19 protein-coding genes are annotated in these 18,226 nt (G+C 67.2%); 12 read left to right on the forward strand and 7 right to left on the reverse strand.

All coding sequences use genetic code 11. From position 1 onward, the window contains the following. Positions 1 to 29 precede the first annotated feature (29 nt). Positions 30 to 548, reverse strand: a complete 519-nt coding sequence (locus CTA01S_RS02645; RefSeq protein ID WP_062191864.1) for a hypothetical protein — start codon at positions 546 to 548, stop codon at positions 30 to 32. Positions 549 to 611: 63 nt separating this feature from the next. Beyond that, entirely contained in the window at positions 612 to 1,127 is a 516-nt protein-coding gene (locus tag CTA01S_RS02650; protein ID WP_019561803.1) for a hypothetical protein, read from the reverse strand. 171 nt (positions 1,128 to 1,298) lie between these two features. On the opposite strand from CTA01S_RS02650, the gene CTA01S_RS02655 reads away from it, so the two are divergent. Both CTA01S_RS02655 and pyk read left to right on the forward strand, forming a co-directional pair. Continuing rightward, positions 1,299 to 2,492: a phosphoglycerate kinase gene (locus CTA01S_RS02655; protein ID WP_062191868.1), complete on the forward strand. Its 1,194-nt coding sequence runs from the start codon at positions 1,299 to 1,301 to the stop codon at positions 2,490 to 2,492. Positions 2,493 to 2,592: 100 nt separating this feature from the next. Further along, positions 2,593 to 4,026, forward strand: coding sequence for a pyruvate kinase (pyk, locus tag CTA01S_RS02660; protein ID WP_019561805.1), 1,434 nt, complete (start codon positions 2,593 to 2,595; stop codon positions 4,024 to 4,026). A 12-nt stretch (positions 4,027 to 4,038) separates the two neighbouring features. On the opposite strand, the gene CTA01S_RS02665 is transcribed toward pyk, so the two are convergent. Continuing rightward, positions 4,039 to 4,839, reverse strand: coding sequence for a DUF481 domain-containing protein (locus CTA01S_RS02665; RefSeq protein ID WP_084362265.1), 801 nt, complete (start codon positions 4,837 to 4,839; stop codon positions 4,039 to 4,041). A 265-nt stretch (positions 4,840 to 5,104) separates the two neighbouring features. On the opposite strand from CTA01S_RS02665, the gene fba reads away from it, so the two are divergent. Both fba and CTA01S_RS02675 read left to right on the forward strand, forming a co-directional pair. Beyond that, positions 5,105 to 6,169, forward strand: coding sequence for a class II fructose-bisphosphate aldolase (gene fba, locus CTA01S_RS02670; RefSeq protein WP_026330331.1), 1,065 nt, complete (start codon positions 5,105 to 5,107; stop codon positions 6,167 to 6,169). A gap of 70 nt (positions 6,170 to 6,239) precedes the next feature. Further along, positions 6,240 to 7,139: a phosphoribosylaminoimidazolesuccinocarboxamide synthase gene (locus CTA01S_RS02675; protein ID WP_062191875.1), complete on the forward strand. Its 900-nt coding sequence runs from the start codon at positions 6,240 to 6,242 to the stop codon at positions 7,137 to 7,139. 7 nt (positions 7,140 to 7,146) lie between these two features. On the opposite strand, the gene CTA01S_RS02680 is transcribed toward CTA01S_RS02675, so the two are convergent. Then, positions 7,147 to 8,088, reverse strand: coding sequence for a tetratricopeptide repeat protein (locus CTA01S_RS02680; RefSeq protein ID WP_019561809.1), 942 nt, complete (start codon positions 8,086 to 8,088; stop codon positions 7,147 to 7,149). A 144-nt stretch (positions 8,089 to 8,232) separates the two neighbouring features. On the opposite strand from CTA01S_RS02680, the gene purE reads away from it, so the two are divergent. The 4 genes from purE to CTA01S_RS02700 are packed head-to-tail and all read left to right on the forward strand — an operon-like array spanning position 8,233 to position 11,850. After that, positions 8,233 to 8,709, forward strand: coding sequence for a 5-(carboxyamino)imidazole ribonucleotide mutase (purE, locus tag CTA01S_RS02685; RefSeq protein WP_062191878.1), 477 nt, complete (start codon positions 8,233 to 8,235; stop codon positions 8,707 to 8,709). Then, on the forward strand, positions 8,706 to 9,866 hold the full coding sequence (locus tag CTA01S_RS02690; protein WP_062191881.1) for a 5-(carboxyamino)imidazole ribonucleotide synthase: 1,161 nt from the start codon (positions 8,706 to 8,708) through the stop codon (positions 9,864 to 9,866). Before purE ends, CTA01S_RS02690 begins: the two co-directional genes overlap by 4 nt. Positions 9,867 to 9,874: 8 nt before the next feature. Then, the gene (locus CTA01S_RS02695) at positions 9,875 to 10,855 is read left to right on the forward strand and encodes an L-threonylcarbamoyladenylate synthase (protein ID WP_062191884.1); all 981 of its coding nucleotides are present in this window, start codon (positions 9,875 to 9,877) and stop codon (positions 10,853 to 10,855) included. A gap of 26 nt (positions 10,856 to 10,881) precedes the next feature. Next, the gene (locus CTA01S_RS02700) at positions 10,882 to 11,850 is read left to right on the forward strand and encodes an SGNH/GDSL hydrolase family protein (RefSeq protein ID WP_062191888.1); all 969 of its coding nucleotides are present in this window, start codon (positions 10,882 to 10,884) and stop codon (positions 11,848 to 11,850) included. On the opposite strand, the gene dacB is transcribed toward CTA01S_RS02700, so the two are convergent. Further along, positions 11,844 to 13,346, reverse strand: a complete 1,503-nt coding sequence (dacB, locus tag CTA01S_RS02705) for a D-alanyl-D-alanine carboxypeptidase/D-alanyl-D-alanine endopeptidase (protein WP_232300969.1) — start codon at positions 13,344 to 13,346, stop codon at positions 11,844 to 11,846. The two genes, CTA01S_RS02700 and dacB, sit on opposite strands and share 7 nt — an antisense overlap. Positions 13,347 to 13,378: 32 nt before the next feature. Between dacB and tsaB the strand changes: the two genes are divergently transcribed. The 3 genes from tsaB to CTA01S_RS02720 are packed head-to-tail and all read left to right on the forward strand — an operon-like array spanning position 13,379 to position 15,349. Then, positions 13,379 to 14,101 (forward strand): tRNA (adenosine(37)-N6)-threonylcarbamoyltransferase complex dimerization subunit type 1 TsaB, encoded by a 723-nt coding sequence (gene tsaB / locus CTA01S_RS02710; RefSeq protein ID WP_062192166.1) that lies wholly within the window; start codon positions 13,379 to 13,381, stop codon positions 14,099 to 14,101. After that, entirely contained in the window at positions 14,098 to 14,568 is a 471-nt protein-coding gene (gene rimI / locus CTA01S_RS02715; protein WP_062191891.1) for a ribosomal protein S18-alanine N-acetyltransferase, read from the forward strand. Before tsaB ends, rimI begins: the two co-directional genes overlap by 4 nt. Positions 14,569 to 14,578: 10 nt before the next feature. Further along, positions 14,579 to 15,349, forward strand: coding sequence for a uracil-DNA glycosylase (locus CTA01S_RS02720; RefSeq protein ID WP_062191896.1), 771 nt, complete (start codon positions 14,579 to 14,581; stop codon positions 15,347 to 15,349). Between the two features lie 9 nt (positions 15,350 to 15,358). Here the strand turns inward: CTA01S_RS02720 and CTA01S_RS02725 are convergent, their stop codons facing one another. Both CTA01S_RS02725 and hemB read right to left on the reverse strand, forming a co-directional pair. Then, the gene (locus tag CTA01S_RS02725) at positions 15,359 to 16,477 is read right to left on the reverse strand and encodes a magnesium transporter CorA family protein (RefSeq protein WP_062191901.1); all 1,119 of its coding nucleotides are present in this window, start codon (positions 16,475 to 16,477) and stop codon (positions 15,359 to 15,361) included. Further along, positions 16,477 to 17,478 (reverse strand): porphobilinogen synthase, encoded by a 1,002-nt coding sequence (gene hemB, locus CTA01S_RS02730; RefSeq protein ID WP_062191905.1) that lies wholly within the window; start codon positions 17,476 to 17,478, stop codon positions 16,477 to 16,479. Before hemB ends, CTA01S_RS02725 begins: the two co-directional genes overlap by 1 nt. 306 nt (positions 17,479 to 17,784) lie before the next feature. On the opposite strand from hemB, the gene CTA01S_RS02735 reads away from it, so the two are divergent. Then, complete coding sequence (locus CTA01S_RS02735; protein WP_062191909.1) at positions 17,785 to 18,222, forward strand: CopD family protein; 438 nt, start codon at positions 17,785 to 17,787, stop codon at positions 18,220 to 18,222. Positions 18,223 to 18,226 lie beyond the last annotated feature (4 nt).

Below are 18,226 nucleotides of genomic sequence, written 5' to 3' on the forward strand. Positions count from 1 at the left end.
ACCTCCCACTCGAGCGCACCCCACGGCGATCAAGCGTCGGAGCGGCGCCGCGCGAGCTTCCAGTACAGCAGCGCAGCACAGATGCCGAACACCAGGTGCGCCATCAGAGTGGCCCCACCACGCAGGTCCAGGAACCACGGGAAGCCGTGCGCCAGTCCATGGAAATTGACCACGTAGAGCAACACCCCGAACGCAGCCCCGAGCGCCTCCATGCGGCCCAGCAGGCTGTCCAAGCGCCACCAGGACACCAGCGCCCCCAGGGCCAGGCCGAACAGCATCCCCAGGGCATAGTGCACCAGCAGTGCGGCGGCCACCACGCCGGCATGGAAGGCGTAGCCCTGCGCCGCGGCCGTCTCCAGCCAGTCGGCGCCCAAAACGAGAGCGGCCACCATGTGGGGCAGCCGCCAAGGTCCATCGCCGCCCATGCTGGCGGCCCAGAACAGTTCGAGCACCATCAGCACGGCCCCGGCAGCCAAGCCAGAGACGGCCGCAGCCGTCCAATCCGGGCGGCTCGAGCCCGAGCGCCAGGTCGACAAATGCAGTTCCATGGTCTTGCCTCCTCAGACCCAAGCGAGGCGACCCGGCCCAGCGCCGGGCCACACGCCGCACATTCAGGGAAAGGCCGGGATGTTGGGTTCGACGCCTTCGAGATGGGCCTCCGGATGCAAAGCCTGCAGCCGGGCCTCGATCTCGGCCACCCGTGAGCGCGGCACATCGACCATCAGCAGGATCTGCCCTTGCTCGATGGCCGGCCGGAAACGCTCCAGACGGTGGCTGGGCGTGGAGATGCCGATCATGCTGGCCGCCCAGGCCCCGAACAATCCGCCCAGCACCGCCAGCACCGCAGCCACGCCCCATTGCGGCGAATCGCCGACGATGGGAAAGAAGATCGCCACGACCACACCCGCGACCGTGCCCACCACACCGCCGATCACCAGCCCGAGCTGGGCGGCGCGCAACACGTCGGAGGTCTGCAGCACGTTGGCGGCATGCAGGCCGCTCATGTCGATGTCATCCCGTGCCACGAAGTGGATGTGGGGCTCGGCGATGCGCGCCAGCAAAAGATCATCCATCGTCCGCCTGGCGCTGGCCAGGTCGGGCAGAAGCCAATAAATGCGTCTGCGCATGGTGCCCTCCTTACGTCACAAAGGAAGTGGACGAAGCGAGCATTGATGACCTTGTACACCCGAAATTGATGCATGACAAGCCGCCGGCCCCCAGCCTTGGGTAGGGAAGGCCCTTGCCCTGCCCCTCTAAAATCTTGGGTTCTCCTTTCCTGCCACTGCCCGCCCTTTGCCATGAACGTGCTTCGTTTTACCGATCTGATCGCCCAAGGCCAGGTGGCTGGGCGGCGTGTCTTCATTCGTGCCGATCTGAACGTGCCACTGGATGAGGCCGGACGCATCACGGAAGACACCCGCATTCGCGCGTCGGTGCCTTGCATCGAGATGGCTTTGAAGGCCGGCGCCGCGGTGATGGTGACCTCGCATCTGGGGCGCCCCACCGAAGGCGAATTCAAACCCGAAGATTCGCTCGCCCCGGTGGCACGGCGCTTGGGCGAGCTGCTCGGACGGGACGTGCCGCTGCGCACCGACTGGGTCGACGGCGTGGACGTGCAGCCCGGACAAGTCGTGCTGCTGGAGAACTGCCGCCTGAACAAAGGCGAAAAGAAAAACGACGAAACGCTGGCGCGCAAGATGGCGGCGCTGTGCGACATCTTCGTGCATGACGCCTTCGGCACCGCCCACCGCGCCGAGGCCTCCACTTACGGCATCGCGCAATTTGCGAAAGTGGCCTGCGCCGGCCCGCTGTTGGCCGCCGAAATCGATGCCATCACCCGCGCCTTGGCCGAGCCGAAGCGTCCGCTGGTGGCCATCGTGGCCGGCTCCAAGGTCAGCACCAAGCTCACCATCTTGCAAAGCCTGGCCAGGAAGGTCGACCAGCTCATCGTCGGCGGAGGCATCGCCAACACCTTCATGCAGGCCGCCGGCCTGCCCATCGGCAAGTCGCTGGCCGAGCCCGATCTGGTGGGTGAGGCCCGCGCCGTGATGGACGCCATGCAAGCCCGCGGCGCGGCCGTGCCGATCCCGGTCGATGTGGTCGTGGCCAAGGCATTCAAGGCCGATGCCACGGCCACCGTCAAGGCCGCCACCGACGTGGCCGAGGACGATTTGATCCTGGACATCGGCCCGCAGACCGCGGCAATGCTGGCCCAGCAGCTCCAAGCCGCCGGCACCATCGTCTGGAACGGGCCGGTGGGCGTGTTCGAGTTCGAGGCGTTTTCCAAGGGCACCGAGACGCTGGCCCGTGCCATCGCGGCCTCCAAGGCGTTTTCGATCGCCGGCGGCGGCGACACCCTGGCGGCCATTGCCAAATATGGCATCGAGAAGGACGTGGGCTACATCTCCACCGGCGGCGGCGCCTTCCTGGAAGTGCTCGAAGGCAAACAGCTGCCCGCCTTCGAGATCCTGGCCCGACGCGCGGCAGGTTGACGCGGCGTGCGGTCGGTCCCGCAAGGGGATGTAACTCCGTAGGCCTTCAGACGGCCTGCGAAATGGAATAAAGTTACATCCTCACCGGAGACAAGCCATCATGACCCGCGCCACCAAGATCGTCGCCACCCTCGGCCCTGCGTCGTCCACCCCCGAGATCCTGGAGCGCATGATCCGCGCCGGGGTCGATGTGGTGCGCTTGAATTTCTCGCACGGCACGGCGCAAGACCACATCGAGCGCGCCGCGCTGGTGCGCGAAGCCGCCCAGCGTGCCGGCAAGGAAGTCGCCATCATGGCCGACTTGCAAGGCCCCAAGATCCGGGTGGGCAAGTTCGAAGGCGGCAAGACCCTGCTGGAGGCCGGTCAGACCTTCATCCTGGATGCCAGCTGGTCGGAGCTGGGCAACAACGAACGCGTGGGCCTGGACTACAAGGAACTGCCGCGCGACGTGAAGCCGGGCGACACTTTGCTGCTCAATGACGGCTTGATCGTGCTCAACGTCGAGCGCGTGGTCGGCGATGCGGTGCACACCCGCGTGAAAATCGGCGGCGAGCTGTCCAACAACAAAGGCATCAACAAGCAAGGCGGCGGGCTCACCGCCCCGGCGCTGACGGCCAAGGACATGGAAGACATTCGCACCGCGATGAGTTTCCAGTGCGAATACCTGGCCGTCAGCTTCCCCAAGAGCGCCACCGACATGGAAATGGCACGCCAGCTGGCCAACGTGGCCGGTGAGCCATGGCGGCACAAGCCGGCCTTGATTGCCAAGATCGAACGCAGCGAGGCCATCCCGCAGCTGGAGGGCATCCTCAAAGCCAGCGACGGCATCATGGTCGCGCGAGGCGATCTGGCCGTGGAGGTGGGCAATGCCGCCGTGCCGGCGCTGCAAAAGCGCATGATCCGCTTGGCGCGCGAGATGGACAAGGTGGTCATCACCGCCACGCAGATGATGGAGTCGATGATCGTCAACCCCGTGCCCACGCGCGCCGAGGTCAGCGACGTGGCCAACGCGGTGCTCGACGGCACCGACGCCGTGATGCTCAGCGCCGAAACCGCCGCAGGCAAGTACCCGGTGGAAACCATCGAGCACATGGCGCTCATCGCCCTGGAAGCCGAGCGGGCCGAAGAGATCGCGCTGGACTCCGATTTCGTGAACAAGAAGTTCGGCCGCATCGATCAGGCCATCGCGATGGGGGCACTCTTCACCGCCCACCACCTGGGCTGCAAGGCCATCATCGCATTGACCGAGTCGGGCTCCACCGCGTTGTGGATGAGTCGGCACAAGATCCATGTGCCGATCTTCGGTCTGACCTCTCAGCTCGTCTCGCAGCGCAAGATGGCCTTGTACCGTAACGTGCGACCGCTGCTGATGCCCGCCTACCAAGACCGTGACGAAGCCTTGCACAAAGCCGAGGCCCTGCTGGTCGAGCGCGGCGTCCTCAAGCCGGGCGACACCTACGCCATCACCTGCGGCGAACCGATGGGCTACCCCGGCGGCACCAACATGCTCAAGATCTGTCGCGTCGGCGGCTGAGACTGGCCGGGCTCAATCCAGTCCGAGCGACACACCCGTCACGAACTGCGTGTCCGATTTGCTGAAGCCCGCACCGGGCTGGCTGTCGAAGCGGTGCGTGAGGCTGGCCGTCAAACTCAGGCGTTCATTGATCGCCACGTTCAAGCCGGCGGACAGCTCGGCGCGGAATTCACCGGCATCGCGCAGGCTGGGCAGCAGCCGCGCTTGCTGCTTCAGGCGCGCACCATCGGACAGGTAGGTGGTGGACTCTTGCGCCAACACCAGCTCCAGACGGTCGCGGCTGCGACGGCTCTGTCCATCGATCACCGTGGGTGCCAGGAAGCGGTCACGCGAGTAGCCCAGGCCGGCGGACACGTCCCAATACCCGTCTGCGGTGCGACGCAAGTGATAGCCCAGCCCCGAAGCCACCGATGCGCGGAACTCGATGTTCGCCGCCTCGTCGTGCAGGCCCGCCACGCTGCCATACCCGAACCATTGCAAGGACAGATCGCGGTCGTACTGCGTCTTGAGTTCGGCACGCCGCGCGGCCGTGCTGCCTTCGGTGCGCGACTGCAATGCGCTGCCGGCAAGCGACCACTTGTCCTCATACGTCAGTCGGACACTGTCGAGGGAGGCATTCAAACTGCTGGCCTTCGTGTTGCCCGAGGCCACGCTGGCGCCCAAGCCGATGAGATGGCGCCACTGGCCGTCGGGAATCTGGGTCACTTGGGCGCAAGCCCCCGTGACGGCCACCCACAGGCCCAGGGTCGAAACGATCGCCCCACGGCCGCAACGAGCCCAACCCGTAGAACACACGTGCCAGATGCTCCCCATGTTGGCAGGCAAGAATGGAAAGCGGCCGACTTTAAGATGCCCGGCCGGGGCGCGCCACCTCGGCCGCGCGGAAACCCCATGCTGCACTGCGACATTCGTCCCCGCACCCCAGGGGGCCAGACCGTTCAGCGGCAGTGGGGTCGGTAGAATTCCGAGCAATTACAGTGCGGTTTCATCTGTCGCCGGCCCAAGACCTGCGTCCATCCGCCCTAGGTCCATCCGCCCTCGATCCAACCGATTTCCTAGCGTTCCAAGAGGCCCCACCATGCCACTCGTCTCGATGCGCCAACTGCTGGACCATGCCGCCGAAAACAACTACGGCATCCCAGCCTTCAATGTCAACAACCTCGAACAAGTCCAGGCCGTGATGGCCGCGGCCGATGAAGTGGGCGCGCCCGTGATCCTGCAAGCCAGCGCAGGAGCGCGCAAGTATGCGGGCGAGAGCTTCATCAAGCACTTGATCCAGGCCGCCGTCGAAGCCTACCCGCACATCCCGCTGGTGATGCACCAAGACCACGGCACGTCCCCCAAGGTGTGCCAAGGGGCCATCGAACTGGGCTTTGGCTCGGTGATGATGGACGGCTCGCTGCTGGAAGACGGCAAGACCCCGGCCTCGTTCGAGTACAACGTCAGGGTCACGCGCGAAGTGGTCGAGATGGCGCACAAAGTGGGCGTCACCGTCGAAGGCGAGCTCGGCTGCCTGGGGTCGCTGGAAACCGGCATGGCCGGTGAGGAAGACGGCATCGGCGCCGAGGGCAAACTCGACCATTCCGCCTTGTTGACCGACCCGGAAGAAGCCGCCCGTTTCGTGCAAGCCACCCAGCTCGATGCGCTGGCCATTGCCATTGGCACCAGCCACGGCGCCTACAAATTCACCCGCAAGCCCACCGGAGACATCCTGGCGATCTCGCGCGTGAAGGAAATCCATGCCCGCATCCCCAATACGCATTTGGTGATGCATGGCTCGTCCTCGGTGCCGCAGGAGCTGCTGGCCATCATCAACCAGTACGGCGGCAAGATGAAGGAAACCTATGGCGTGCCCATCGAGGAGATTCAAGAAGCCATCAAGCATGGGGTGCGCAAGATCAACATCGACACCGACATCCGCCTGGCCATGACCGGTGCGGTCCGCAAGTTCATGGCCGAGAACCCCGACAAATTCGACATGCGCGAGTGGATGAAACCCGCGCGCGAAGCGGCCAAGCAGGTCTGCAAGGCGCGCTACCTGCAGTTCGGCTGCGAAGGTCAGGCCGGTAAAATCAAACCCATTCCCCTGTCCGAAATGGCGCGCCGCTATGCGGCCGGCGAGCTGGCCCAAGTGGTGCAGTGAACCCCGCGGCCCAGCCGCCCACGTCGAGCCCGCTGGACTGGCGGGCTTTTTTCTTTGCCGGAGAACCGTCGTGACCGTCGCCCTGCTGCACTCTTCGATCCACTCACTGCCCCTGCTGGCGCGCGGCAAGGTGCGTGACAACTACGCCGTGGGCAGCGACCGCATTCTGATGATCGCCACCGATCGCCTCTCGGCGTTCGACGTGGTGATGGGCGAGCCCATTCCCGGCAAAGGCGCCTTGCTCACCGAAGTGGCGCTGTTCTGGTTCGACAAGCTGGGTCACATCGTGCCCCACCATCTCACCGGCGAAGACCCGCAGCAGGTGGTCACCGAAGCCGAACGGGACCAGGTGCGCGGCCGCGCCATGCTGGTCAAACGCCTCAAGCCCCTGCCGGTGGAGGCCGTGGTGCGCGGCTACCTGGCCGGCAGCGGCTGGAAGGAATACCAGCAAAGCGGCGAGGTCTGCGGCGTGAAGCTGCCCGCCGGCCTGAAAAACGCCAGCCGGCTGCCCGAGCCCATCTTCACCCCGGCCACCAAAGCCGAGATCGGCCAGCATGACGAAAACATCTCCTTCGAGCGCATGAGCCAGATCATCGGAGGCGAGCTGGCCGAGCGCGTGCGCGCGGTGTCCATCGAGCTGTACCGCAGCGCCGCGGACTACGCGCTGTCACGCGGCATCATCATCGCCGACACCAAGTTCGAATTCGGCCTGGACGAGTACGGCACCCTCACGCTGATGGACGAAGTGCTCACCCCCGATTCCTCCCGCTTTTGGCCGGTCGAAGGCTATGCCGAGGGCACCAACCCGCCCAGCTTTGACAAGCAATTCGTGCGCGATTGGCTGGAGCAAGCCACGGTGGACGGCCGCCCGTGGAACAAGCAGCCTCCCGCTCCGGCGCTGCCGGCCGAGGTGATCGAGAAAACCGCCGCCAAGTACCGCGAAGCACGCGACCGGCTGCTGGGGGCCTGAGGCCGCCTCAAAACAGCGTCATCGACAGCTTGCGGCGGTATTGCTCGACGACCGGATCGGCCGGCGTCACCGCGGTCTTGCCGGTCAGCTCCAGCGTGCCCTTGACCTCGGTGGCCGCCGGCTTGGGCGCCGGCTTGCTCATCATCTCCAGGACGGCCACATAGGTCTTGCGCGCCAGACCATCCTTCCAGGCCTTGTCGCGCATCAAAATTTCGAGCAGCTCGTCCATGGCCTGCGTGAAGCGGCCGGCCGCAAAGTGCACCTGGGCCAGCTCGTAGCGGGCGTCGAAGTCGCGTTTGTTGGCCGCGATCGCCTCGGCCAGCGCCTGCGGCGAGCGGGCCTGCGCAGCTGCCTGGCAGGCCTCCAGGTACAGCCCGAGGGCGGCCAAGCGCGCATCCACCGCCGCCTTGGAAGCCACCGGCTCATAAGCCGCACGCGCCTCGGCCAGCTGGCCGCGTTCCAGCAACAGCTTCACATAATCGAAGCGCGCCGCATCATTGGCCGGATCGATGGCCACGGCCTGCTGCAGCTTCTCCAAAGCGGCGTCGGTATGGCCCTCGGCCGCCAATTCCAGCGCTTCTTCGGTCTCCTCCTCGGCTTGCAGCTCGGCCGGGCTGGGCACATGCTTGTCCAGGAATTGCTGGATCTGCGCCTGGGGCAAGGCGCCGACGAAACCATCGACGGGCTGGCCGTCACGAAACATCACGCAAAACGGGATGGAACGCACCCCGAACATCTGTGAGAGCTGGCCAGCGATCTCGGGCTGCTCGTCGGAATTGAGCTTGGCCAGCACGAAGCGGCCCCCGTATTGGGTTTCGAGCTTCTCGAGCAAGGGGCCCAAGGTGCGGCAGGGCCCGCACCAAGGAGCCCAAATGTCCAGCAGCACGGGGCGGGACATCGAGGCTTGGAGCACCTCGGTTTCAAAGTTCTGCAAAGTGATGTCGATCATGGCAACGCCGTTCAAAAGAGGCGAGGCAGCCTCACGGGCGACGCCGAGGACGGAACCTTCCGTTCTCAGCCCCGCCTAAAATCGCGATTTCTGCCCAGCCTGGAGCCGTCCTTGTCGAGTGCTTCGCCCCTCATCGGTGTGGTCATGGGTTCCAACAGCGATTGGGACGTCATGCAGCACGCTGCCCAGATTCTCGCCGACTTCGGCGTGCCTTACGAGGCACGGGTGGTTTCTGCCCACCGCATGCCCGACGACATGTTCCGTTATGCCGAGCAAGCCGCGCCCCGCGGCCTCAAAGCCCTCATCGCCGGCGCCGGCGGGGCCGCGCACCTGCCGGGCATGCTGGCGGCCAAAACGGTGGTGCCGGTGCTGGGCGTGCCGGTGCCCAGCAAGCACTTGCAAGGGGTCGATTCGCTGCACTCCATCGTGCAAATGCCCAAAGGCATCCCGGTGGCCACCTTCGCCATCGGGGCGGCCGGCGCGGCCAATGCCGCCTTGTTCGCCGTGGCCCTGCTGGCCAACGAAGACGCCGCGCTGCGCGACAAGCTGCTGGACTTCCGCGCCCGGCAAACCGAGGCCGCGCGTGCGATGAGCCTGCCGCCGCCGGGAGCCGCGGCATGAGCGCGACGGTGCTGCCTGGAGCCACCCTGGGGGTGATGGGCGGAGGCCAACTCGGCCGCATGTTCGTCCATGCCGCCCAGACCCTGGGCTATTTCACGGTCGTGCTCGATCCGGATGGGAACAGCCCGGCCGGGCTGGTGGCCCACCACCACATCCGAGCCGACTACTTGGACGAGCAAGGCCTGGCACAGCTGATGCAGCGCAGTGTGGCCATCACCACCGAATTCGAAAACGTGCCCTCGGCAGCGCTGATGACGCTCCAAGCCCATCGCCCGGTCGCCCCCAGCGCCCAGGCGGTGGCCATCTGTCAGGACCGCGCCCTGGAAAAAGCCCATTTCCAGCGCTGTGGCGTGCCCTGCGCGCCCCATGCCGTGATCGAAACCGCTGAACAGCTCGCCGCCGTCGATCCGGCCTTGCTGCCGGGCCTGCTCAAGACCGCCCGCCTGGGCTACGACGGCAAGGGCCAAGTCCTGGTGCAGACACCGCAAGACCTGGCCGCCGCCTGGGAGCAGCTCGGCCGAGTGCCTTGCGTGCTCGAGCAGCGCTTGGACCTGGCCTTCGAGCTGAGCGTGATCGTCGCCCGCAATGCCCAGGGCGAGGTGGTGCACTTCCCGGTACAGCGCAATCTGCATCGACGCGGGATTCTGGCCGTCACGACCGCCCCGGCGCCCGACGTGGGCCCCGAGCTGCAGGCCCAGGCCATCGGCGCGGCCGAACAGCTGGCCGCCTCGATGCACTATGTGGGCGTGCTGTGCGTGGAATTCTTCGTGCTGCGCGACGGTCGGCTGCTGGCCAACGAAATGGCGCCGCGGCCCCACAACTCGGGCCATTACACGCTGGACGCCTGCGACGTGTCGCAATTCGAGCTGCAGGTGCGTGCGATGACCGGGCTGCCGCTGGTGGCCCCGCGCCAGCACTCCCCGGCCGTGATGCTCAACCTGTTGGGCGAGCTGTGGTTCGACGCGCAAGGGCGCGAGCGCGAACCCGCCTGGGCCGAGGTGCTGGCCTTGCCGGGGGTGCATCTGCACTTGTACGGAAAACTCACGGCGCGGCCGGGGCGCAAAATGGGTCACCTGACCGTGACGGCGCCCACCGCAGCCCAGGCCGACGACGTGGCGCGTCGCTGCGCCGAACGGCTGGGCATCGACCCGTGGTGAGGAACGGCATGGCACGCATCCTCGACGGCCCGCAAGCCGCCCAGTTGGACCAGGCCCTGGAGGCGCTGGCTGCAGGGCGCCTCGTGGCCTTTCCCACCGAAACGGTCTACGGCCTGGGCGCCGATGCCGGCCGCGACGAGGCCGTGCGGGGCATTTTCGCGGCCAAAGGCCGGCCTACGGATCATCCGCTGATCGTGCATGTGTCCAATGCCGAAGCCGCCCTGCCGCTGGCCCGAGCCGTGCCGCCGGCCGCCCAGCGGCTGATGGATGCCTTCTGGCCCGGCCCCCTGACCGTGATCGTGCCCCGGCGCGACGGCGTGGCCACGGCCGCTGCCGGCGGCCAAGACACCATCGGCCTGCGCTGCCCGGCCCATCCACTGGCTCAGGCCCTGCTGCAAGCGGCCAGTCGGCGCGGCCTGCTCGGGCTGGCTGCGCCCAGCGCCAACCGCTTCGGCCGGGTCAGCCCGACCACCGCCGCCCATGTGGCCGCCGAATTCGGTGAGGACGTGCTGGTGCTCGACGGCGGCCCCTGCCCGGTGGGCATCGAATCGACCATCATCGACTGCTCACGGGGCCGCCCGGTGCTGTTGCGCCCCGGAACCCTCACCCGCGCGCAAATCGAAGCGGCTTTGGGCGAGCCCCTGCTCGACCGTGACGCGCAGGCCCCGCGGGCCCCGGGCACGCTGAAGGCCCACTACGCTCCTCGGGCCACGGTGCGTCTGATGAGCACCGACGTGCTGCGCACGGCCCTGCAGGTGTGGGCCGACTCGCCCGGCCCGGTGGCCTTGTATGCCCGCACGGTGCGCCCGGCCCCCGGCATGCTGTTTCGAGCCATGCCCGAGGATGCCGCCTCGGCCGCGCGGGAGCTGTTTGCGGCGTTGCGCGACTTCGACGCACGCGGCGCGCGCATCATCTGGGTCGAAAGCCCGCCCCCAGGCCCTGAATGGGACGGCGTACGCGACCGACTGATCCGCGCCGCCGCGGCCTGACCCCTTCCATGTTGACTGGAGTGTGCATGTCTTTGTCGTCTTTCGTCGCCGCTTGGCAGCGTCGAACACTGGCCGCCATGGCCGCCTTGACATTGGCCAGCTGTGGCGGCGATGTCTACAACCCTTTCCAACCGACCCGGCTGTTCTCCTTTGGCGATGGCCACAGCGCCATGGCCAGCGACGGACGCAAGTACACCGTCAACGACCTGTCCAACTGCCAGTACACGCGCAGCTGGAATCAAATCGTGGCGGAAAACTATGGCTTTGCCTTCGCCGCCTGCAACCCCGGCGGACTGAGCGGCAACCGCATCGCGCAGCTCTATGCCGATGCCACGTGGAAGCTGGCCGACGTGCGGGCCCAGGTCGAAGCCCAGCTGTCCAACCTGGGCACCGGCGACATGGTGTTGATCCAAGTGGGCGCGCAAGACGTGTGGGAGCTGTACCAACAAAACCCCTCGGTCGTGCCGCCCGACTACCAAGATGAAGGCCTGTGCAGCCAAGGCAGTCTGCCGACCACGCTGCGCGAAGCCTGCGACCGCGGGGCCGACTTCGGCCGGCTGGTGCAGCAACTGGTGGATCGCGATGCGCGCGTGCTGGCCATCGACGTGGTCAACCAGGGCAAGACCCCGCGCGGACTGGCCGAACCCGTCAGCGGGCGCACCTTGCTCAAGGCCTTGACCGACGCCTACAACTCTGGCTTCTACAACAGCTTCGGCAACAACAGCCGCAAAGCCGCCTACGCCCAGGTGAACAATCTGGTGCGTCTGGCCACCGATGGCGACAGCAACACCGGCTATCACTTCACCCATGAAGGCACGGCGGCGTGCACCGTGACACCCGCCCTGGATTGTTCGACCTCGACCGTGCAGTCGGACTACAACACCAGCTTGGGTGCTTATGTGTACGTGTGGGCCGACGATCTGTACTTCAGCCCCCAGATGAACCGCCTGATCGGCAACCTGGCCTGGCAGCGCGCCGAGCGGCATCCCTATTGAGGCGACCGTCCCACGCCCAAGGGCCGGTCGTGCATGGCCCAGGCCACCAAGGCCTCCAACACCGGCCGGGCGGCCGCGGCCCTTGGGTGGTTGACGATGGCCACGAAGCTGTAGCGCTGCCCGCTGTCGCCCAGCACATAGCCGGCCAAAGCGGCCACATCCCGCAACGAACCGGTCTTCAGATAGGCGCGGCCCGGCTCGATCCGGCTGCGCCGCAAGGTGCCGTCGCGGCCACTGGCGGGCAAAGAGGCGATGAACTCGGGCATCACCGGGTCGGCCCAGGCCGACTGCAGCAGCCGGGTGAAGAATGCCGCGCTGGCGCGCGCTTCGCGTGAAAGCCCGGCACCGTTGTCCAGCACCACGCTGGGATCGGGCCCGCCCAGCCGGCCGCGCAACCAGTCTTCGACCACGGCGCGCGAGGAGGTCAAGTCGCCCCGCCCACGGCGCTCGCGCCCCAGGGTCAGAAACAGCTGGCGGGCCATCACGTTGTTGCTGAACTTGTTGATGTCGCGCACCACTTCGGCCAGCGGGGGCGAGGTGGCCGCCAGCACCGGCGTCAGCCCCTCGGGCACCCGACCCTCGCGCACGGTGCCCGACAACTGCCCGCCCAGGCTGAGCCACACACCCAGCACGGCCTGCGCGTTGTAGCGGCGTGGATCGGCATGGGCGATGGCCCATGAGTTCTCGCCACAGCGCGCCGGATAAGCCCCACGAAAGCGCAAGCGGCTGGGGTCGCCCAGCTCGGCCCGCAGCTGAGCGCGCCAGTCGGAGCATGCGGCGCCGAAGTCCAAAGGCACCCAAGGATCGACCGCAAAGCCGTGCAGCGGCGGCTCCACCGTGACCCAGGCCCGCCCGCGGGCCACATCGGGCACGAAGCCCAGCACGATGGACTTGTAGTTGATCAGCAACGCATCGGGCAGCACGTTGTACGGTCGCCAAGGCTCCTCGTCGAACGCGCCGGGGTCCCCGGGCGGCACCTCGAATGCCGAGCCATCGAGAACGATGTCGCCCCGAATCTCGCGTATCCCCAACTGCTGCACCCGGCGCAGCAACAGCCACAGCCGCTCCACCACCAGCTTCGGATCGCCTTGGCCTTGCAGATACAGCGTGCCGTGCAACACACCGTCGCTGACCCGCCCCTCGACATACACCGGGGTGGACCAGGTGTAGGCCGGCCCGAGCAAGTCCAGCGCGGCATAGGTGGTGATGAGCTTCATCAGCGACGCCGGGTTGACCGGCGCCTCGGCCCGGTAGCTCAAACGAGGGCTGCCGCCGCCGAGCGGCACCACCTCGACCGACAAGGCCTGCGGCGGCAGCTGGGCCTGCGCCAGAGCCGCTTCCACGGCCGGCGGCAATGCTGGCGGCGCCGTCTGGGCCGGCACCGGCCCGTGCAGCAGCACCCAGCCCCAAGCCCACACGGCCCCACGCCAAACGCCCCAAGCACCGCTTCGCCCCCGAATGCGGCGCCACATCGATGACAACGCAGCAGCATGCATGCCCGGATTATCCCGGCAGCTACACTCTGGGCATGTCCACCCGTGCACACGAACCCTGCCTGCTGGCCATCGAGACGGCCACCGAGACCGTGCACCTGGGCCTGCGCTGCAACGGCCAGCAGCGCATCTACACCGGCCCAGGCGGCGCTCGAGCCTCGGCCACACTGCTGCCGGCCGTGCGAGGGCTGCTGCAGGAGGCCGCAATCGCCCCGCGAGACCTCGATGCGATCGCCTTCGGCCGCGGCCCAGGCGCGTTCACCGGTTTGCGCACGGCCTGCTCGGTGGCGCAGGGCCTGGCGCTCGGTGCCGGCTGCCCTGTGATCCCGGTGGACACCTTGCTCGTGGTGGCCGAAGATGCGCGCCGCGCCCAGGGACACACCGAGATCTGGGCGGCACAAGATGCGCGCATGGGCCAGCTCTATGCCGCCCGCTACCAGCACGACGGCCAGCGCTGGCTCACCCTGAGCGCGCCGGCCTTGTACGACCCCGAGGATTTCAATGCCCTGCTGCGCGCCGATCCACAGGCCGCGCTGGCGGGCAATGCCCCCGCCGCGCTGGGGGGGCGGCTGGACGGCGGCGGCCGCGCCGTGCTGGCCACGGCCGTCCCCAGCGCACCGGCCTTGCTGGCGCTGGCGCTGGCGGCCTGGCAGCGCGGCGAGGCGATCGACGCGGCCCTGGCCCTGCCCCTGTACGTGCGCGACAAGGTGGCGCAAACCACCGCCGAGCGCGATGCCTTGCGCCGCGCCCTGACATGAACGCCGCGCTCCAATCCGCAGGCCGTCGCCTGGAACCCCTGCGCCTGGAAGACCTCGATGCCTTGCTGGCCATCGAGGTGCAGGCCTATGAATTTCCCTGGACCCGCGGCAATTTCATCGACTCCCTGGCTGCCGGCCATGCGGCATGGTGGCTGCGCGAGGGCGGCGGCCCGATGATCGGCTACTTCCTGGCCATGCGGGGCGTGGAGGAAATGCACTTGCTCAACCTCACCGTGGCCCCGTCGCAGCAAGGACGCGGCCATGCCGTCTGGATGCTCGATCGCCTGTGCGAGATGGCACGCCGCGAAGGCGCCGCCCAACTGTGGCTGGAGGTGCGCCCAAGCAACCACCGGGCGCGGCGGCTGTATGAGCGCTATGGGTTCGCCGAGGTGGGGCTGCGCCGCGGCTACTATCCGGCCGCACGGGGCTTGCGCGAAGACGCGCTGCTGATGAGCCTGCCGCTGTGAGGATCTGCCCATGAGCCTGGACGATCGTCGAGTGGCCCTGTTGCGCGAAATGGGGCTCACGGCCTGGGTGCTGCGCCGAGCCGATGCCGCCACGCTGCCGCCAGCGTTCCACGTGGCCGAACCCACGGGGCCCGATCCGGCCTCTGAGGAGGCGCCCCGCGCGCCCGAGACCCCGCTGCCGCGCGGCACCCGCCCCAGCGGGGTCGAACAGATGGATTGGCCCACCCTGCGCGCAGCCGTGGCCGGCTGCCGAGCCTGTGCGCTGTGCGAGAGCCGCCACCACACCGTGTTCGGCGTGGGGCATGAACAGGCGCACTGGATGATCGTCGGCGAAGCCCCCGGCGAACACGAAGATCGTCAGGGCGAGCCCTTCGTCGGCCAAGCCGGCCGCCTGCTGGACAACATGCTGCGCGCCATCGGCCTGACCCGCCAGCCAGCCCCGCCCGCGCAGCAGGTCTACATCTGCAACGTGCTCAAATGCCGGCCACCGGGCAACCGCAATCCCACGCCGCAGGAAGTGGCCCAATGCGAGCCGTTCCTGAAACGCCAAGTGGCCTTGGTCAAGCCGCGCATCATTCTGGCCATGGGGCGCTTTGCGGCGCAGTCGCTGCTGCGCAGTGACGAGCCCATCGGCCGGCTGCGCGGGCGGGTGCACGACTACGAAGGCGTGCCGGTCATCGTCACCTACCACCCGGCGTATGTGCTGCGCAACCTGACCGAGAAAGCCAAGTCCTGGGAGGATCTCTGCCTGGCCCTGGACACACTGCAGACGCGGGCCTGAGGCGCAGGCTCAGAGCCGCGTGCCCAGGTAGCGCTTGCGCCAAAAGAACAGGCCCAAGCCCAGACCGATGGCGGCCATCAGACCCAAGGCGATCCACACTCCCGTGGCCTGGTGGATCAGCGGCATGCGGTCGAAGTTCATGCCGAAAATGCCGGTGATCAGGTTCAGCGGCAAGAAGATGGCCGTCAGCACGGTGAGCGTGCGCATGATGTCGTTGGTGCGGTTGCTCTGCGCCGAGAAGTGCATCTGCACCGCCGTCTCGGCCGAAGACTCCAGCCGACGCACATGGCTGAGCACGCGCTCGATGTGCTCGAGCACATCGCGTGAACGCAGCCGCAGCAGCTCGCGCTCGCGCCGCGCCTGCGGCGTGGTCTCGGGAGGCCACTCCTGCAAGGCATCGATCCACTCTTGGATCGCATTGCGCTGGTCTTCGCAAATGTCTTCCAGCAGATGCAAGGTATTGCGCGCATCGAGCAGCAACGGCCAGCTTCGGAACCGAGCCCGCGGATTGAACAACGCCTGTTGCAGCACGCCGAACTGGCGCGTCAGCAGCCGCCGCAGCTCCAGATAGCCATCCACGATGTGGTTGACCATGCGCAGCATCTGATCGGCCGGGCTGCTTGGCAGACGCACGGCCACCGGTCGGCCTTCGGCGCGGGGATCGGCCTGGCCTTGGGCGATCTGGGTGTAGCGCTGAGCAAAATGCTCCAGCACCAGACAATCGGCCGGATGCACGGTCAGCAGCACGCGGTCGAAGACCACAAAACCCACTGGGCGGGTGTCGATCGCCTCCAGCGCGCGCCGCGCGCTTTGCAAATCGCCGCCGCCCGTCTCACCGAGGAACAGCTCGCTCGTGCCCGCACCGGCGGCCAAACGCCGGAACACCAGCACGTCATACCACGGCGTGTCCTCGAAGTGCGAGGGCAGCTGCGGGTTGAGCAAGTCGGAGACATGCAAGTCCACCAAGGGCCCGCCGGTCCAGGCTTGCAAGCAGGACTGCACCCGGGCGATGTCGGCCTCGAACTCGCTGCGCGTGAGCCCGAGCCAGAGGTAACCGCTCTCGGGCAGGGCCGCCGGCAGCGCCGACCGTTCTTCGAAGCCGTCGGGGCGGACGTGGAAGATGCGCATCAGGCCTTCAGTCGCGCCGCGGCCTCCAGCGCGAAGTAGCTCAGCACCCCATCGGCGCCGGCCCGCTTGAAGGCCAGCAACGACTCCATCATCACCGCGTCATGGTCCAGCCAGCCCTGGGCCGCGGCGGCCTTGAGCATCGCATACTCCCCGCTGACCTGGTAGGCAAAAGTAGGCATGCGAAATTCGTCCTTGACCCGGCGCACGATGTCCAGGTACGGCAGGCCGGGTTTGACCATCACCATGTCGGCGCCTTCGGCGATGTCCAGCGCCACCTCGCGCAACGCCTCGTCGCCGTTGGCCGGGTCCATCTGATAGACCTTCTTGTCGCTCTTGCCCAGCTGGGCGGCCGAGCCCACGGCATCGCGGAAAGGGCCGTAGAACGCCGAAGCGTATTTGGCGCTGTAAGCCATGATGCGGGTGTGGATGAACCCTTGCGCCTCCAGCGATTGGCGGATCGCGCCGATGCGTCCGTCCATCATGTCCGAAGGCGCCACGATGTCCACCCCGGCTTGCGCCTGCACCAAAGCCTGGCGCACCAGCACCTGCACCGTCTCGTCGTTCAGGATGTAGCCGGTGTCGTCCAACAGCCCGTCCTGGCCATGACTGGTGTACGGATCGAGCGCCACATCGGTCATCAGCAACAGCTCGGGGAAGCGGCGCTTGAGCTCGCGCACCACCCGCGGCACCAAGCCCTCGGGATTGAGGGCTTCGCGGCCATCGGGCGTTTTGAGCGCTGGCTCGACGACCGGGAACAGCGCCATGGCCGGCACGCCCAAAGCCAGGCAACGCTCGGCCAGTGGCAGCAGGCGGTCCAGGCTGAGGCGCTGCACGCCTGGCATCGAGGCCACCTCCTGGGCCTGCCCCTGTCCGTCGAGCACGAACACCGGCAAGATCAAATCGTCGGCCCGCAGGGCATGTTCGCGCACCAAGCGGCGCGTGGCATCGTCACGTCGCAGCCGGCGGGGGCGGGCCGCCGGGAAGGAAGCAGGGAAAGCCAAGGCTGTGTCCTAGGTAACAAGCGTTCGAAAGCGTGAAAAGCTGGTGTTTTCCATGCCCGAGTGGATCACTGGGGTCCTCCAGCCGGTCATCAATCTGTGATAAGCTCACATGTGAATGATACGTCGCAAGACGGTCATTCCCTGCTTTTCCTCCCTGAGCAGGTGCCTTACCGTGATGACAGCGATAAGGCTTTGAAGCCCCAGTCCCCGACTGGGGCTCTTTCTTTTTGGGCGACGCTTTGGGCCCGCCCGCGCTGCGGTCGGTCATCGCACCGACGCCCGGCCAGGGTGGCTATCATCCGGCGCATGCTCTACGCCGTGGTCAAATCCCTGCACATCGTCTTTGTCGTCGGCTGGTTTGCCGGTCTGTTCTACCTGCCGCGCATCTTCGTGAATCTGGCGCAGGTCAGCCCCGACAGCCATGCCGAGCGCGAGCGCCTGCTGCTGATGGCGCGCAAGCTCTATCGCTTCATGTCGCTGCTGATGCTGCCGGCCCTGGGCTTGGGCCTGTGGCTATGGCTGGGCTTTGGCATCGGGCGCGGTCCCGGCAGCGGCTGGATGCATGCCAAGCTCGCGCTGGTGCTGGGCCTCATCGGCTACCACCACGGGTGCCGTCGCCTGCTGCGCGGCTTCGAGCAGTCCCCGTCCTCGTCCCGATCCCATGTGTGGTACCGCTGGTTCAATGAGGTGCCAGTGGTCGTGCTGCTGGCCGTCGTGCTGCTGGTGGTGCTCAAGCCCTTCTAAGCGA

This window comes from Caldimonas taiwanensis NBRC 104434 (genome assembly GCF_001592165.1).
Lineage (GTDB): Bacteria > Pseudomonadota > Gammaproteobacteria > Burkholderiales > Burkholderiaceae_C > Caldimonas > Caldimonas manganoxidans.

What these genes read in the sequence shown, in the direction of transcription:
- CTA01S_RS02645 (WP_062191864.1), bottom strand. Translation starts at nt 548, where the DNA reads ATGGAACTGCATTTGTCGACCTGGCGCTCGGGCTCGAGCCGCCCGGAT.
- CTA01S_RS02650 (WP_019561803.1), bottom strand. Translation starts at nt 1,127, where the DNA reads ATGCGCAGACGCATTTATTGGCTTCTGCCCGACCTGGCCAGCGCCAGG.
- CTA01S_RS02655 (WP_062191868.1), top strand. Translation starts at nt 1,299, where the DNA reads ATGAACGTGCTTCGTTTTACCGATCTGATCGCCCAAGGCCAGGTGGCT.
- pyk (WP_019561805.1), top strand. Translation starts at nt 2,593, where the DNA reads ATGACCCGCGCCACCAAGATCGTCGCCACCCTCGGCCCTGCGTCGTCC.
- CTA01S_RS02665 (WP_084362265.1), bottom strand. Translation starts at nt 4,839, where the DNA reads ATGGGGAGCATCTGGCACGTGTGTTCTACGGGTTGGGCTCGTTGCGGC.
- fba (WP_026330331.1), top strand. Translation starts at nt 5,105, where the DNA reads ATGCCACTCGTCTCGATGCGCCAACTGCTGGACCATGCCGCCGAAAAC.
- CTA01S_RS02680 (WP_019561809.1), bottom strand. Translation starts at nt 8,088, where the DNA reads ATGATCGACATCACTTTGCAGAACTTTGAAACCGAGGTGCTCCAAGCC.
- purE (WP_062191878.1), top strand. Translation starts at nt 8,233, where the DNA reads ATGGGTTCCAACAGCGATTGGGACGTCATGCAGCACGCTGCCCAGATT.
- CTA01S_RS02690 (WP_062191881.1), top strand. Translation starts at nt 8,706, where the DNA reads ATGAGCGCGACGGTGCTGCCTGGAGCCACCCTGGGGGTGATGGGCGGA.
- CTA01S_RS02695 (WP_062191884.1), top strand. Translation starts at nt 9,875, where the DNA reads ATGGCACGCATCCTCGACGGCCCGCAAGCCGCCCAGTTGGACCAGGCC.
- CTA01S_RS02700 (WP_062191888.1), top strand. Translation starts at nt 10,882, where the DNA reads ATGTCTTTGTCGTCTTTCGTCGCCGCTTGGCAGCGTCGAACACTGGCC.
- dacB (WP_232300969.1), bottom strand. Translation starts at nt 13,346, where the DNA reads ATGCATGCTGCTGCGTTGTCATCGATGTGGCGCCGCATTCGGGGGCGA.
- tsaB (WP_062192166.1), top strand. Translation starts at nt 13,379, where the DNA reads ATGTCCACCCGTGCACACGAACCCTGCCTGCTGGCCATCGAGACGGCC.
- rimI (WP_062191891.1), top strand. Translation starts at nt 14,098, where the DNA reads ATGAACGCCGCGCTCCAATCCGCAGGCCGTCGCCTGGAACCCCTGCGC.
- CTA01S_RS02720 (WP_062191896.1), top strand. Translation starts at nt 14,579, where the DNA reads ATGAGCCTGGACGATCGTCGAGTGGCCCTGTTGCGCGAAATGGGGCTC.
- CTA01S_RS02725 (WP_062191901.1), bottom strand. Translation starts at nt 16,477, where the DNA reads ATGCGCATCTTCCACGTCCGCCCCGACGGCTTCGAAGAACGGTCGGCG.
- CTA01S_RS02735 (WP_062191909.1), top strand. Translation starts at nt 17,785, where the DNA reads ATGCTCTACGCCGTGGTCAAATCCCTGCACATCGTCTTTGTCGTCGGC.